Annotated in this window: 14 protein-coding genes; 5 read left to right on the top strand and 9 right to left on the bottom strand. The window is 59.6% G+C overall.

Going from position 1 to position 14,063, the window contains the following annotated elements:
* The first annotated feature begins 227 nt into the window (after positions 1-227).
* The gene (locus AD668_RS01890) at positions 228-1,373 is read left to right on the top strand and encodes a sensor histidine kinase KdpD (RefSeq protein ID WP_053153834.1); all 1,146 of its coding nucleotides are present in this window, start codon (positions 228-230) and stop codon (positions 1,371-1,373) included.
* 93 nt (positions 1,374-1,466) lie between these two features.
* On the opposite strand, the gene AD668_RS01885 is transcribed toward AD668_RS01890, so the two are convergent.
* Both AD668_RS01885 and AD668_RS01880 read right to left on the bottom strand, forming a co-directional pair.
* A complete protein-coding gene (locus tag AD668_RS01885) occupies positions 1,467-1,772 on the bottom strand; it encodes a chaperone modulator CbpM (protein WP_053153831.1) in 306 nt (101 codons plus the stop codon).
* Positions 1,773-1,798: 26 nt separating this feature from the next.
* Positions 1,799-2,746 (bottom strand): DnaJ C-terminal domain-containing protein, encoded by a 948-nt coding sequence (locus tag AD668_RS01880; protein WP_053153828.1) that lies wholly within the window; start codon positions 2,744-2,746, stop codon positions 1,799-1,801.
* Between the two features lie 294 nt (positions 2,747-3,040).
* Here AD668_RS01880 and AD668_RS01875 point away from each other — a divergent pair, with 294 nt between their 5' ends.
* Positions 3,041-4,315, top strand: a complete 1,275-nt coding sequence (locus AD668_RS01875) for an Hsp70 family protein (protein WP_053153825.1) — start codon at positions 3,041-3,043, stop codon at positions 4,313-4,315.
* 125 nt (positions 4,316-4,440) lie between these two features.
* Here the strand turns inward: AD668_RS01875 and AD668_RS01870 are convergent, their stop codons facing one another.
* From AD668_RS01870 to AD668_RS01860, 3 genes are all read right to left on the bottom strand, one after another.
* Positions 4,441-5,454: an AI-2E family transporter gene (locus tag AD668_RS01870; RefSeq protein WP_053153822.1), complete on the bottom strand. Its 1,014-nt coding sequence runs from the start codon at positions 5,452-5,454 to the stop codon at positions 4,441-4,443.
* A gap of 231 nt (positions 5,455-5,685) precedes the next feature.
* Entirely contained in the window at positions 5,686-5,994 is a 309-nt protein-coding gene (locus tag AD668_RS01865; RefSeq protein WP_053153819.1) for a PsiF family protein, read from the bottom strand.
* 64 nt (positions 5,995-6,058) lie between these two features.
* Positions 6,059-6,853 (bottom strand): helix-turn-helix transcriptional regulator, encoded by a 795-nt coding sequence (locus AD668_RS01860; RefSeq protein WP_053153816.1) that lies wholly within the window; start codon positions 6,851-6,853, stop codon positions 6,059-6,061.
* 96 nt (positions 6,854-6,949) lie between these two features.
* Between AD668_RS01860 and AD668_RS01855 the strand changes: the two genes are divergently transcribed.
* The gene (locus AD668_RS01855) at positions 6,950-7,837 is read left to right on the top strand and encodes a DMT family transporter (RefSeq protein WP_053153813.1); all 888 of its coding nucleotides are present in this window, start codon (positions 6,950-6,952) and stop codon (positions 7,835-7,837) included.
* Positions 7,838-7,936: 99 nt separating this feature from the next.
* Here AD668_RS01855 and AD668_RS01850 read toward each other — a convergent pair whose 3' ends face one another.
* From AD668_RS01850 to AD668_RS01840, 3 genes are all read right to left on the bottom strand, one after another.
* On the bottom strand, positions 7,937-8,827 hold the full coding sequence (locus AD668_RS01850; RefSeq protein WP_053153810.1) for a triacylglycerol lipase: 891 nt from the start codon (positions 8,825-8,827) through the stop codon (positions 7,937-7,939).
* 108 nt (positions 8,828-8,935) lie between these two features.
* The gene (locus AD668_RS01845; RefSeq protein ID WP_053153807.1) at positions 8,936-9,241 is read right to left on the bottom strand and encodes a multidrug efflux SMR transporter; all 306 of its coding nucleotides are present in this window, start codon (positions 9,239-9,241) and stop codon (positions 8,936-8,938) included.
* Positions 9,242-9,880 carry an FMN-dependent NADH-azoreductase gene (locus tag AD668_RS01840; RefSeq protein ID WP_053153800.1) on the bottom strand — a complete coding sequence of 213 codons (639 nt, stop codon included), beginning with the start codon at positions 9,878-9,880 and terminating at the stop codon, positions 9,242-9,244.
* A gap of 109 nt (positions 9,881-9,989) precedes the next feature.
* Between AD668_RS01840 and AD668_RS01835 the strand changes: the two genes are divergently transcribed.
* Positions 9,990-10,907, top strand: coding sequence for a LysR substrate-binding domain-containing protein (locus AD668_RS01835; protein ID WP_172681777.1), 918 nt, complete (start codon positions 9,990-9,992; stop codon positions 10,905-10,907).
* 92 nt (positions 10,908-10,999) lie between these two features.
* Here AD668_RS01835 and AD668_RS01830 read toward each other — a convergent pair whose 3' ends face one another.
* Positions 11,000-13,075, bottom strand: a complete 2,076-nt coding sequence (locus AD668_RS01830) for an AsmA family protein (RefSeq protein ID WP_053153795.1) — start codon at positions 13,073-13,075, stop codon at positions 11,000-11,002.
* 386 nt (positions 13,076-13,461) lie between these two features.
* Between AD668_RS01830 and AD668_RS01825 the strand changes: the two genes are divergently transcribed.
* Positions 13,462-13,932 carry a hypothetical protein gene (locus AD668_RS01825; RefSeq protein WP_053153792.1) on the top strand — a complete coding sequence of 157 codons (471 nt, stop codon included), beginning with the start codon at positions 13,462-13,464 and terminating at the stop codon, positions 13,930-13,932.
* Positions 13,933-14,063: the final 131 nt, after the last annotated feature.

Below are 14,063 nucleotides of genomic sequence, written 5' to 3'. Positions count from 1 at the left end.
TGGGAGCCACCAGCTTATTCACCGCTCGCCCCCAAAAAAAGTCGAAAAAACAGTGGATCCAACCACGTTAACAAAGCCCGTTTTGTTCGAAAATTACGCTGCCGACATTACATATGTACCGCCACGACGGCCCTCGTTCATGCCACTGAATGAGCGGTCGTGTTTTTCTCCTCAAAGGGTCTACTATTTCGACTCGCACGCCTTCGTTTCATGTTCAGGTAACCGCCATGCGCCTTTCCGAGTTCATCGTCTTGAATGTTGATCGCATCGTCGATGAGTGGGAGCAGTTCGCCAAAACCATCACGCCTGCCGCCGAGACCATGGACAGTGCCGCCTTGCGCGACCATGCCGGTTCGATCCTCAGAGCGGCGGCGCGAGACATGAACAAACCCCAAACGCCCAGCGAACAAGTGGCCAAGGCCCGCGGTGAAGGCCCGGAAAAAACCCCGAGCCTCGACGAGGCCGGCGCCAGCCACGGTGAGCTGCGCCATACCGTAGGGTTCGATCTGGTGCAAATGACCAGCGAATTCCGTCATCTGCGCGCCTGTGTGATTCGCCTGTGGGTCGACAGCCTCCAATCCCCGGAAGTGGCGTATTTCCAGGACATGATCCGGTTCAACGAGGCCATCGACGAAGCCCTGGCGGAGTCCACAGCCACCTACGCCGAGCAGGTCAATCGCTCGCGGGACATCTTCCTGGCGATCCTCGGCCATGACCTGCGCGCGCCCCTGCAAGCGGTAAGCATGTCCACCGAAATCCTTCTGCGCAAGGCGACTCTCGAAGGGGATGCGCTCAAGTGCGCGATCCACATCAAGCGTGGCACCGGGCACCTGGCGATGATGGTCAGCGATCTGCTGGAACTGGTGCGCAGCCGCTTGGGCAAAAGCCTGCCAATCGAGCCCGCGCCCATGGACCTGGCCGAGGTGGCACAGGAGGCGATTGCCCGGGCCTGTGCCGGGCAACCGGAATGCGATCCGAGCCTGACTATTGCCGGCGATACCCACGGCATGTGGGACGCTAGAAGGCTCGATCAGATGCTGCAAAACCTGATCGGCAATGCGCTGCAACATGGCTCGAACAAACGCGAGGTGACGCTGACCCTGAGTGGGGAGGCGCACAGCGTGCGGCTGACGGTACACAACGACGGCCTGCCGATTCCCGCCGACGCGATCCCGACCCTCTTCGATCCTTTGGTGCGCAGCGCCAGCGAGGAGCTCGGCGAGCCCACCACCAGCCTCGGTTTGGGACTGTTTATCGTCAAGCAAGTAGTGGATACGCATCAGGGGACGATTGAAGTCAGTTCCAATGAGGCGGATGGGACTACGTTTACCGTGGTGCTGCCACGCAAAGTGCAGACTCGACATCACACGTAGGAGCTGCCGAAGGCTGCGATCTTTTGATGTTGTTTTTCATTATCGCTCGAGTGCCAAAGTTCAAGATCAAAAGATCGCAGCCTTCGGCAGCTCCTACTCCACCAACAACCGCCCCAACCGTTGCTTCAACATCAGGTTCTCCGCCCGTAGTTGCTGGACCTCTTCGAGCAAATCCAGCGCCAGGGCGACGCCTTCCCATTCCAGGTCCAGGTCGCGCCGCAGCTTGGCGGCGCGTTTGGCCAAGGTCAGCTCGTAGTCGTTGAACACCCAGTCCTTGGGCTGAGCGCCCTGAGGTTCGAGGATGCCGTGCTCGACGATTTCGATCACGTAGACGTCCGACAGGTCGGTCGCCTCACAGAATTCTGCCATGTCCAGTTGAACGATCAGGGGACTGCTCATGTCAGTGACTCCTTGGTTCTAGGGGATCAAAAGTTCTCCCGCGGATCGAACGCGGCTTTTTTCGCCAGCTCCTGCCACAAGGCCTTGATCTCATCGTCCGACTTCTTCGGCATGACCGCCTTCAGTTGCACGAACAGGTAACCGCGTTCTCCGGCCTTGTTCATCAAGCCATGGCCCTTGGCGCGCATGCGCTGGCCGTTCTGGCTGCCGGCCGGGACCTTGAGGTTGATCTTGCCGGTCAGGGTCGGCACGGCGACTTCAGCGCCCAAGGCCAGCTCCCACGGCGCCAGTGGCAAGGTGATGATCAGGTTCTCGCCTTCGACGTCAAATTTCGGGTGCGGCGCAAAACGGATCGTCAGGTACAGGTCGCCATTGGCCCCGCCACCGACGCCCGGAGCGCCCTGCCCTTTGAGGCGAATACGCTCGCCATCGACCACACCGGCCGGGATCTTCACGTTCAGGCTCTTGCTGGTGTTGCTCACATGCTGGCCGGCCGCGTTGTATTGCGGCACCTGGAACGTGACCTTCTTCGATTCGGTCGACAGTGTTTCTTCGAGAAAGACCCCGAGTTCCATTTCCACGTCCTGCCCTCGACGTCCGGTGCTGCGACGCGACTGTTCACCGCCACTGAAACCAGGCCCACGGTTGCCGAAAATCGAACTGAAGAAGTCCGAAAAATCGCCCGTGTCCTGGCCACCGCTACCGAAACCGCCACGGCTTTGCCAGCCCGGTGGTCCCTGGAACGGTTGGCCATGCTGGCCATAGCGGCGCAGGTCGTCGTACTCGGCGCGCTTGTCGGCGCTTTTCAGCGCTTCATAGGCTTCCGAGGCATCCTTGAATTTGGACTCGGCGTCCTTTTCCTTGCTGACGTCGGGGTGGTACTTGCGCGCCAGTTTGCGATAGGCAGCCTTGATCGCCTTGTCGTCTGCGGTCGGTTCCACACCGAGAATCTTGTAATAGTCTTTGAAGTCCATCGCGGGAATCACCATCCGTTATCAAAATCGCGCCACCGTCGCAGCATGCACTTGTTTGCAGCATTGAGGTTGACCGATCTCAGTTTAGTGACCGGGCGGCGCAGCAAAAGTTTATCGGCAGCAGTCGGGGCTTCAAGGATTGCCCCGTGGCTCGCCGGTTGATGCAGGGTAGTTTGGGGGTGAACGGTCGTCTTTCAAGGATCATCAGACGAGATTTAGCAGATAACCGGCCTTCGAATCTGTCGCGCACTGACATACACTGCGCGGCCGTTTTTTAACCGGAACCTGAAAGACATGAACAACGCATCTCCAGCCCGTGCCTTGGGTATCGACTTTGGCACGTCCAACTCCACTGTCGGCTGGCTGCGCCCCGGCGTGGAAACGCTGATCGCGCTGGAGGACGACAAGATCACCCTGCCGTCAGTGGTCTTCTTCAATATCGAAGAACGCCGCCCGGTGTACGGCCGCCTGGCGCTGCACGAGTACCTGGAAGGCTACGAAGGTCGCCTGATGCGCTCGCTCAAGAGCCTTCTGGGGTCCAAGCTGATCAAGCACGACACCAGCGTCCTCGGCACGGCGATGCCGTTCAAGGACCTGCTCGGGCTGTTCATCGGCCAACTCAAGAGCCGCGCCGAAGCCGCCGCCGGTCGGGAATTCGAAGAAGTGGTGCTGGGTCGTCCGGTATTTTTTGTCGACGATGACCCGATGGCCGACAAAGAAGCCGAAGACACCCTGGTGGACGTGGCACGCAAGATCGGCTTCAAGGAAGTCTCGTTCCAATACGAACCGATTGCCGCCGCATTCGACTACGAGTCGACCATCGAGAAAGAAGAGTTGGTACTGATCGTCGATATCGGCGGTGGTACTTCCGACTTCTCGCTGGTGCGCCTGTCGCCGGAGCGTCGGGGTGTGGATAACCGCCACGAGGACATCCTCGCCACGGGCGGTGTGCACATCGGCGGAACCGACTTCGACAAACAGCTCAGCCTGCAAGGCCTGATGCCGCTGTTCGGCTATGGCAGCCGCATGAAGAGCGGCGCCTATATGCCGACCAGTCACCACATGAACCTGGCGACCTGGCACACCATTAACTCGGTGTATTCGCAAAAATCCCAGTTGGCCCTGGGCAGCATGCGCTACGACATCGAAGACACCGGCGGCATCGATCGCCTGTTCAAGCTGATCGAACAGCGCGCCGGGCATTGGCTGGCGATGGAAGTGGAAGAAACCAAGATCCAGTTGACCCACGCCGAGAGTCGCCACGTACCGCTGGACCGCATCGAAGCCGGTTTGAGTGTGGAACTGAGCCGGGCGCTGTTCGAGTCGGCCATCGACAACCTCCTGGAACGCGTGCGCAACAGCGTCACTCAGCTACTGGCTGATGCCGACGTGCGGGTTGATCAGGTCGATACGGTGTTCTTCACCGGCGGTTCGAGCGGGATTCCGGCGCTGCGCAACAGTGTTTCGGCGATGTTGCCAAATGCTCGGCATGTGGAAGGGAACATCTTTGGCAGTATCGGCAGCGGTCTGGCGATTGAAGCGGCCAAGCGTTACGGCTCTATGGACTGATCCGAAACCAGGGTGCCCCAATCGCTAGCAGGCTAGCTCCCACATTGAATCTGTGGTGTTCACACAACATGTGTGGGAGCTAGCCTGCTAGCGATGGCGTCAGATCAGGCAATACAGCTGCCTGATCAAACCATTCCCACCTGCTTCAACTCGCTCTTCAGGTACGCGTAATAAATCGGCCCCGCCACCACCCCCGGCAGGCCGAATGCGGCTTCGAACACCAACATTGCCAGCAGCAACTCCCACGACTTGGCGCTGATCTGCCCGCCGACGATGCGCGCGTTGAGGAAGTACTCGAGCTTGTGGATAACGATCAGATAACCCAGCGCCGCCACCGCCACCCAGATCGACAGTGACAGGCCGACGATGGTAATCAGGGTGTTCGACATCAGGTTGCCGATCACTGGCAACAGTCCGAGCAGGAACGTCAGGACGATCAGGGTCTTGGTCAGCGGCAGCTTGATGCCAAACATCGGCAGCACCACCGCGAGGAAAATCCCGGTGAACACGGTGTTGAGCAAGGAAATCTTGATCTGTGCGAAGACGATGTTGCGAAAGGCCTGGACCAGCAGGTGCAGGCGATCGAACAGCGCGGCGGCCAATGGCTTGCGCTTGGTCAGATCCGGCACGCGCTGCAAGGCGATGATCGCGCCGAGCACCATGCCGATCAGTAACGTCACGAACATGTGCGCCGCGTCTTTGCCCACCAGTTGCAAATCACTGAGGTGCTTGCTCACCCACTCGCCAATCGCCACGCGAAATTCTGCGGCACTGGCCGGCAGGTAAGCGTCGATGAACGGTGGCAGTTGCCCGCGTGCGCGATCAACCACACCCATGAATTTGTCGAGCGAAGCGCCGGGGTTTTCGGCTTCGTGTAGCAGGAAGCTGATGGCACCGGCGAAGATCAGCGTCAGCACGCTGACAATCAAAGTCCCCAGCAAAGCCACGGCAAGCCAGCGCGCGCGCCGGCCTTCGATGAGCCGTTGCAGTTGCGGGGTGAGCATGTTGACCAGTTCGAATACGAGCAATCCTGCCAGCAGGCTGGGTAACAGGCGCAACGGCAACACCAGCAACAAACCGCCAAAAATAATGACCCAGCTGATGACCAGCAAAACTTGACGCTGAGAAAACGTTGGCATACAGCCTCAAAAACGAACGGCGTAAAAAGGATTGGCAGTCTGCCAGCGATCCGGTGTGAGCACTAGGATTGTGTCGATCGACCTTAGTGGGGGTTCAGGTTTTTTTCAGCGCCCTTAACGGCCCCATCGCGAGCAAGCTTGCTCCTACAGGAGAACTGAGTACACCGGACATTGTGGGAGCTAGCCTGCTAGCGATGAGGCCAGCACGGCTGCCACTGTCTTTGAGACGATTTACCTCTTCAGGCAATTGCTCATGAACGCCTTGCGCTCATCGCCTTTGAGAAGTTTGGCGGTAGCATTCGCGTTGCAGTTTTTCATTTTTTCCTGCTGAGGCGTCAACACTGTTCCTACCTCGTTGGCCGGCGGGGCCGCTTTCAGGCAGGTACTCATGAAGGCTTTGCGCTCATCGCCCTTGAGGCTTTTGGCCGTAGCGTCGGCATTGCAGGTGGTCATCTTTTCCTGTTGGGCCGTGTTGGCGGCAAAGCCCTGGGAGCACAGCAGCAAACCGATCATCAACAACGGGGCACGCAATATCTTCATGGAGTTTTCTCCTGCTTTCCGCACCGAAGGGCACGGCCTTGCACTGGAGTGTAGACAACGCCCGTTACACCTTCCTGTTCTCCAGGTGGCTGCGGCGATATTGCTCCGGCGTGCATCCGGCCTGGCGCTGGAACATGGCGATAAACGCCGAACCGGTGCTGTAGCCCATGTCGAAGGCAATTTCCTGAATACTGTGCTGGCTGTCCAATGCCTCGATGGCCGCGAGAAACCGCAGACGCTGGCGCCACTCACCGAAACTCATGCCCAGCTCGCGCACAAACTGTCGCGCCAGGGTGCGCTCGCTGACATGGATGCGCGCCGCCCATTGCGCCAACGGTCGATTATCCCCTGGCTCGGCCTGTAGCGCTTCCAGGATGGCGAACAGCCCGGAACTGCTGGCGTAGGGCAGATAGCACTCATGCACCGGCGCTTGTTGCAGTTGATCGACCAACACTTGGGCCAGACGCTTGTCCGCGGCCTGTTCGGGGATCTTCACATCCCGTGTGGCGAAGTCCTTGAGGATCGCCTTGAGAATATCGCTGATGGCCAGGGTACAGGCCTGTTGCGGCAGATCACTACACAACGACGGCGCGAGACAGACAGCGCGGTAATTGATTGGCTGATTGCTGTAGAAACTGTGCTCGGTTTCGGGCGGCACCCACACGGCGTATTGCGGCGGAGACATGAAACGGCTGCTGCCGATTTCCATGTGCAAGACCCCATTGGCCGAGTACTCAAGCGTGCCCCAGGGATGTCGGTGCGGCGCGGCATATTCGTGGGTGTTGAAGTCGGCGTAACGGAAGTACACCGGCGCCGGCAGTTCGCTGAAATCCAGCAGGTCGATGTGTTTACTGCTCATGCTGTCCGGAATCAGGGGTGGGTTGTCAGGTTCGAAGTATAGGCTTGAATCCAGACAGTGGATAATTGCCCCTCATTAACGTTCTGGTTTTCTGCGATGCAATACGCTTATCCCCTGTTGGCCATTTTTATCTGGGCCGGCAACACCGTGATCACCAAAATGTCGGCCGGGGCGATTTTCCCCGCCGAGATCGGTTTCTACCGCTGGCTGTTGGCCGGGTTGCTGTTCACACCGTTCATGCTCAAACCGGTGCTCAGCCATTGGCCGAAGATCCGCCCGAACCTGGGCAAGATCTTTGTCCTCGGCGTGCTCGGCATGGCGGTCTACCAAAGCCTGGCGTACTTCGCCGCCGCCCTGACCTCGGCCACCAACATGGGCATCATCCTGTCGCTGATGCCGTTGATGTCGTTGGCCATGGCGATCATCAGCCTCGGCCAGCGCCTGACCTTCGGCGCCTTGGCCGGTGCAGTGCTGTCGCTCGCCGGCGTTCTGGTGGTGGTGTCATCCGGCAGCCTCGGCACGCTGCTGGAACACGGCGTAAACCTGGGCGATGCGATGATGTTGGTCGCGACCCTGGCCTACGCGGTCTACAGCACCCTGCTGAAAAAATGGCAGCTGAAACTGCCGCCACTGGTGTTGTTGTATTTGCAGGTGTTGGTGGCCGTGGTGGTGCTGTTCCCGTTGTTTCTCGCCTCGGAGAAAGTCGGCCCGACCTTGCAGAATATTCCGCTGGTGCTTTACGCCTGTCTGTTGGCTTCGATGGTCGCGCCATTGGCGTGGATGCAGGCCGTAGTGCGTTTGGGACCGAGTCGCACCGTAATGTTCTTCAATTTGCTGCCGGTGATCACCGCGCTGATTGCGGCGGTGGTGCTGCATGAGCAATTGGCGATGTATCACTTGGTGGGCGGGGTGTTGACGTTGGGTGGGGTGATTGTTTCCGAGCGCTGGACGACCGTATTGAGCCGCAAGACTAGCGTTGCCTGAGCAAAAAAGATCGCAGCCTTCGCCAACTCCTACCTGTAAATACGCGCCAAATGTAGGCGCTGCCGAAGGCTCGGGCCGCGATCGGACGATCTCTTGACCTTACAGACCCGCCGCATTCAGCCGCGCCGCATGCTCGACAAACAACCGAACCGGCTCCGCCCCCTTCCCCACCAGCCCCAGCGACTGGTTGACGATGTCGAAGTGATCCAGCGGATACTCATCGCCAATCACCGTTCCCAGATGCGAGCTATATCGCCCCACCATGCCGTCACAATGCCCGGCTTCACGTACGAAGGTTTTGGCGAACAGCCGGCAACTGCGATTGGTCCCATCCAGCAGATTGCGTCCACGATCGGTAATGCCCGGCTGCAGGGTGCCGGACCAGGAGTAATAGCGCACGCCAGCAACCTCCTCCGGCCCGTGTCCACCCCAGGTTTCGGGCAGGCCCTGCGGATAACGTTGATTGAACAGCGCCACGCCCTCGGTAGTGAGGGAATGATGGGAGGCATGGATATCCACCGGCAGCTTCGGCCCGCGATAGCCGGTTTCCAGCAGGCACATCAACGCATTGACCATGTGCAATAGAAGGGTCAGCAACCGGCCGCTGACGCTGTCATGGGGATAGTGTCGGTGCAGGTAATCGGCGAGTTCAGAGCCGTGATTCGGTCCCGCCACCGAGGTGACCGAGGCGACCAGGTCCGGACGCCTGGCCGCTGCATAACGGGCGGTCAGCGAGCCTTGGCTGTGGCCGATCAGGTTGACCTTTGCGGCGCCGGTTTCCCGCAGAATCTCTTCGATTCGCGCCAACAGTTGCTCACCGCGCACTTCGCTGGAGTTGAGCGGCGAAACCTGCACCGCGAACACCACCGCACCACCACGGCGCAACGCCTCGACGATCCCGTACCAGTACGGATACAGCACCAGACGGATAAACCCGAGCATTCCCGGGACCAGCACCAACGGATAACGCGGAGCAGAACCTTGCGACATGGGCGGACATCCTTGTGATCGGTGAGATGACGCCAGGCAGGATGCAAGACATCCGCCAAGCATCAACAGCGAAGATGACAACTCGACGACCAGTCTATGACATCCGCCCTACTTCAGCCCCACCACGCCAGCCACGATCAGCCCGACCGACACCAGTTTGACCGCCGTCAGGCTTTCACCCAGCAGCGCGAAACCGAGAAACACCGTGCCTAGCGAACCGATGGCAGTCCAGATCGGGTAAGCGATGCTCACTGGCAATTCGCGCATGGCCAGGGTCAGGAAGTAGATCCCGCCCACGGCCGCTAGCACGGTGATCAGCGAAGGCCAGAGCCGGGTGAAGCCTTCGGCGTACTTCATGCCCATGGCGAAGGTGACTTCAAACCCGGCGGCGACCAGCAGAAACAGCCAGGCCATCTAGAACTCCCTGGCTAGCGCCAGCAGGCGCTGCTCGGCTTCGGCCGCAGAGATTTCGAAGGTGCGTTCGGCGGACTCCTCGCCCTCGACAGCAACCACCGTGACATCGGTGATGCCAATGAACCCGAGCACAGTGCGCAACAACGTATCGGCATGATTCAAGGCTTCCAGCTCACCGCCCGGACCGAAACCGAAACCGCCACGACTGGTGATGATCAGTGCCTTTTTGCCTTGCACCAACGGTTGATACTGGGCCACGCCATTGTCGAGGGTGTGATTGAACGTCAGCCCGACCCGCACAATCTGGTCGATCCAGGCCTTGAGGCCGCTGGGCACGCTGAAATTGTGCATCGGTGTGGAAATCACCAGCAAGTCGTGACCGAGCAGTTCGCTGACAAGCTGGTCGCTGAGCGCCAGGTCGGCCTGCATCGTCAACGGTCGCGCATCGGGTTCGGGATAAAAGGCGGCGGCCACGAACGCTTCGTTGACCGGCGCAATCAACACCCGGCCCACTTCGCGGCGGGTCAGTTTCGCGTCGGGATACCGGGCTTGCCACGCGGATAAAAAGCCTTCCGCCAGACGCCGCGAATGCGAACGCTCACCCCGTGGACTGGCATGCACAGCAAGAATTCTACTCATCTGAACCTCCTCAGGACTAAACTCAAACGGCTTGTGGCTTGCAGCTTGAAGCTCGCAGCTGCCCCGCTTCAAATGAGCAAAAATCAGTCAGGGTGAATTTATTTCATCCATGGAGATTCGCATGTTTGCTTCGCTGCCGTTGACCGCCCTGCGCGCCTTCGAGTCCGCCTCACGCCTGCTGAGTTTCAAGGCCGCCGCTGAAGAGCTGTCAGTGACGCCGACAGCGGTATCCCACCAAATCCGCTCTCTGGAAACCTGGCTCGGCGTGCAACTGTTCGAACGCCTGCCCCGCCAGGTACGCCTGACCGACTGCGGAGAACGACTTTTCCACAGCCTGCACGGCGCCTTTCTCGACGTGGCGCAAAGCGTCGACACCCTGCGCCCGCAACGCAGTGGCACGAATCTGACGATCTCCACCACGGCCGCCTTCGCCGCCCTTTGGCTGGTACCACGGTTGGGGCGTTTTTATGCACGGCACCCGAACATCAACATCCGCCTGGACACCCACTGCGAAGTCATCGATCTGCACCAGGACGCCAGCGTCGATCTGGTGCTGCGCTACAGCCTCGACGATTACCCGAACCTGTATGGCCTGTGCCTGTTCGATGAGTCCTTCGGCGTGTACGGCTCGCCAGAACAGGTCGCCCTCGCGTCCCATCGCCTGCCGTCATTGATCAGCGTGCGTTGGCACAATTCGAAACTCTATGCCCACGGCTGGGAGGCCTGGTGCGCTCGGTCCGGCGAAACCTGGCTGACCGGCCAGCCCGCAGTGCGCGAGTACGACGAAGAGCATTACGCCCTGCAAGCAGCGATTGCCGGTCAAGGGCTGGTGCTGGCGAGCAATATTCTGGTGTCCGAAAGTGTGGCCAGCGGATTGTTGCTGGGCTATCGGAGTGATGTTCAGGTCGATGGCGCCGGTTACAGCGCCTTGTGCGTACCGGGACGCGAACGGCACCCGCCGGTGCGGGCGTTTTTTGCGTGGTTACGTGAAGAGGCGTTGGCGTCGGGACATGCTCTAACGACGTGAAAACGGTTGCGCCTGCCAGTCCGCCATCGCGAGCAGGCTCGCTCCACCGGTATTGCTGGAACGGGCTTGCTCGCGATGGTTCGCGCTAGCACCTATTTACCTGGCTTGACCGTGACAGGCGCCTTGCCAGCCTTCATTTGCTCGAGCAATGGCGCGCACTGATTCGGCTCACCGCCGCTCGGCGCCACCAGCGCCAGCAAGCCCGCCGCCGGTGCGGCGATTACGCCCAACGCAACCATTCCCGCGCCGCGCAACATCAACGGCACGGCTTTGACCCCGGCATCAGGCTTGATGAACTTGCCGCGCACATACAGTGGTGACCGCAAGGAAATCAAGCGCCAGCCCTTGGATTCCGGGGTGATGGTCAAGTCCAGTTGCTCCGTCGCCATGTTCGCCGTGCCGTCGACGTAGACGATGGCGTTTTCGGTGTCGAAGACGAACAGGCGCGTGGTCGCCAAACCTGACTGGATGCCGAAATCGGCGGCCGCGCAGTTGATCTTCACTTCCTTGTCGCCAAAGATCTTGCCGACCACATAATTACCGACGTTCAACCCCGCCAGCTCCATCAGCTCGCGACTGATGGCGCCGTCGTTGATCAGCATTTTCAGGTTACCGTTGGCACTTCCCAGCAGTTTGGCGACCGAGTTGCCACGCCCGGTAATGTCGGCATCGCCGTTGAGCTCGCCGAAGCTGGTTTTCATTGGTTCAAAGGTCGGGAACAGTTGTTTGAGCTTGAAGCCGCGCGCCGTCAGTTTTGCCCGGCCTTCCAGCGGGTCGGTATGGCCATTCAAACGAATCTGCGCATCCAGATTCCCGCCCGCCACGCCGAAGCGCAGCGGCTCAAGGCTGAGCACGCCGTCGGTGAGCACCAGGTGCGTGTAGAGATCGTTGAACGGAAGTTTTTCGCTGTGAACGATGCGCTTGCCGGTGAACTCGACATCGGCGTCCATATCGCGCCAGCGATCGGTCTTGAACTCTTCGACCGGCAACGCTTTGTCGGCCGGTTGCTTGCTGTCACCGCCACGGGCTTTTTGCTTGGCATTGGAGTCGGCACCGATCAGCGGGCCGAGATCGGCAAACAACAGTTGGTTGGACAGCAGCGCACCGCTGAGCTTCGGCCGGGGCTTGCTGGCGACGTAGCTCAGATTTCCGTGAATATCACTGCCACCGATCTTGCCGTTGAAGTCTTCATAGCGAAACACCGCGCCACCGGGCTCGTGAAGTTTTGCAATCAAGTGGCCGTCGGTGGCATACGGTGGTGTGTCCGGCAAGGTGATGCCGGTCAACGGATAAAGATTGCCCAGGCTGGTACCGGCCAGTTTCAAGCGCAGATTCAGGGCGCCGAGATTCATCGGATCGGTCAGGGTGCCGACCAACTCAATGCTTGAGTCAGCTACCTTCACCTGGGCCTGAAGCGGAAACGGCCGGGTTGAATCCTGCAGGGCCAGCAACCCACCGATCTTACCCTGGCCCGAGAGTTTCTCGCCGTGGTACTGGCCGTTGACCTTGAGGCCGAAGGCGTAGTCCTGCGGGGTCGTGCCTTGCGCCTGAGCGGTCTTCGTCTCCTTGTCGCCGACGATGTCGCTGAACGGAATCGGTTTGCCCAAGGGATCGATTAGCACGTCGAGTCGGGTCTTGAGGTTCTGGTCGTCGAGGGTGACGTGGCCCTTGTCGAAACCGATCGCACCGATATCCACCACCCAACTCGACGGTTCGGCATTCGGGTCCTTGGGATCGAACTTGAATATCCAGTTGGCGCGTCCATCGGCCAGGCGTTGCAGGTCGGCATTCGGCTCGGTGAGGTCAATGCGCGGAATCACCACCCGCTGCGCCAGCAACGCCAAGGGCGAAATGCGCAATTCGACGCGTTTGAGGGTGACCATTTGCGGCGCCTTGGACCAGTCCGGGTTGCCCAGGCTCAGGTCTTGCGCGACCACATGTGGCCAAGGTACCCAAGCGCGCCAGCCGCCTTCATCGGGCTCGCGTTGCCAGACCACCGACAGGTCGCCATTGATCGCAAACGCCCTGTGCAGCTCTTGCGAAACTTTGGCATTGAGCGGCGGTTTGATCCGGTTCCAGTCAAAGAACACGATGACCAGCACCAATACCGCCAGCAGGACTACGAGGCTGGCGAAGGTCCAGGCGAGAATTTTACGGGTGCGCGTCATTGCACAGGACTCCTGATACGACTGAGCGCCCGGACTGCGACGCACATTTGAAACGGTAAGCCGGAAGCGGCCTGCCATGAACTCTACGACTGAAAAAAGCTACGCAGGTTTAATCGAAAGACCAATTTTACCGAAACACAACAGTCCGATACCGACTCATCAGTCATTTAGCGTTACGGCCGCGCACTTTTGCGCGTCATGCACGGGTTGAAGATACCCATACCAGCGCCAAACCAACTCCCGGAAATGCCCGGTCTAGAGCCACTGCGCAGAACAATCAATTCTGTTGATTATTACCATTGCGTTTATGAACTTTTATATCGACTTATCGAGAGTAGCATTGCCCTCGTACCCACTTTCCAGCACTCCCAAGGAGCACAACAATCATGAAACGCCAAATATTTCTTAGCCTTACACTCTCGATGCTGGCCGGCACCGCCTTCGCTCTGCCTGCCGCTGAACAGGCAACCCCACAAGTAAAAGCCAGTCACTCGGTGTTCAGCCAAACCGTGGCTGCCGATGGTTCTGACCGTACTCCACAAGGCCAGACCCTGGCTGCTGATGGCTCGGACCGCACGCCACAAGGCCAGACCCTGGCTGCTGACGGCTCGGACCGCACGCCACAGGGCCAGACTCTGGCTGCTGACGGCTCGGACCGCACGCCACAGGGCCAGACTCTGGCTGCTGACGGCTCGGACCGCACGCCACAAGGCCAGACCCTGGCTGCTGACGGCTCGGACCGCACGCCACAGGGCCAGACTCTGGCTGCTGATGGATCCGACCGTACCCCACAAGGTCAAACGCTCGCTGAAGGCGGTGGTGATCGTGTGATCGAACGCAACAGCGCTCTGAGCTAAGCCCCATGGCCGCTCAGAAAAAAAGCCCAATCAACGGATTGGGCTTTTGACTTTTTGGCGGTTCAGTTGATAGCAGCACTTCCCCGCGTGATCCCTTCGATAGTCGTTCGACGCCAGTAAAGCCGATTTGC

Origin of the sequence: Pseudomonas sp. P1.8, assembly GCF_001269805.1 — a bacterium.
In the GTDB taxonomy this organism is placed as follows: domain Bacteria; phylum Pseudomonadota; class Gammaproteobacteria; order Pseudomonadales; family Pseudomonadaceae; genus Aquipseudomonas.
Note: the sequence above shows the minus strand (reverse complement) of the source record. Positions and strands in the feature narration are given on the sequence as shown.

Bases quoted from the DNA above. Each gene is read 5' to 3' on its own strand.
- AD668_RS01890 (WP_053153834.1), top strand. From the start codon at position 228: ATGCGCCTTTCCGAGTTCATCGTCTTGAATGTTGATCGCATCGTCGAT.
- AD668_RS01885 (WP_053153831.1), bottom strand. From the start codon at position 1,772: ATGAGCAGTCCCCTGATCGTTCAACTGGACATGGCAGAATTCTGTGAG.
- AD668_RS01880 (WP_053153828.1), bottom strand. From the start codon at position 2,746: ATGGACTTCAAAGACTATTACAAGATTCTCGGTGTGGAACCGACCGCA.
- AD668_RS01875 (WP_053153825.1), top strand. From the start codon at position 3,041: ATGAACAACGCATCTCCAGCCCGTGCCTTGGGTATCGACTTTGGCACG.
- AD668_RS01870 (WP_053153822.1), bottom strand. From the start codon at position 5,454: ATGCCAACGTTTTCTCAGCGTCAAGTTTTGCTGGTCATCAGCTGGGTC.
- AD668_RS01865 (WP_053153819.1), bottom strand. From the start codon at position 5,994: ATGAAGATATTGCGTGCCCCGTTGTTGATGATCGGTTTGCTGCTGTGC.
- AD668_RS01860 (WP_053153816.1), bottom strand. From the start codon at position 6,853: ATGAGCAGTAAACACATCGACCTGCTGGATTTCAGCGAACTGCCGGCG.
- AD668_RS01855 (WP_053153813.1), top strand. From the start codon at position 6,950: ATGCAATACGCTTATCCCCTGTTGGCCATTTTTATCTGGGCCGGCAAC.
- AD668_RS01850 (WP_053153810.1), bottom strand. From the start codon at position 8,827: ATGTCGCAAGGTTCTGCTCCGCGTTATCCGTTGGTGCTGGTCCCGGGA.
- AD668_RS01845 (WP_053153807.1), bottom strand. From the start codon at position 9,241: ATGGCCTGGCTGTTTCTGCTGGTCGCCGCCGGGTTTGAAGTCACCTTC.
- AD668_RS01840 (WP_053153800.1), bottom strand. From the start codon at position 9,880: ATGAGTAGAATTCTTGCTGTGCATGCCAGTCCACGGGGTGAGCGTTCG.
- AD668_RS01835 (WP_172681777.1), top strand. From the start codon at position 9,990: ATGGAGATTCGCATGTTTGCTTCGCTGCCGTTGACCGCCCTGCGCGCC.
- AD668_RS01830 (WP_053153795.1), bottom strand. From the start codon at position 13,075: ATGACGCGCACCCGTAAAATTCTCGCCTGGACCTTCGCCAGCCTCGTA.
- AD668_RS01825 (WP_053153792.1), top strand. From the start codon at position 13,462: ATGAAACGCCAAATATTTCTTAGCCTTACACTCTCGATGCTGGCCGGC.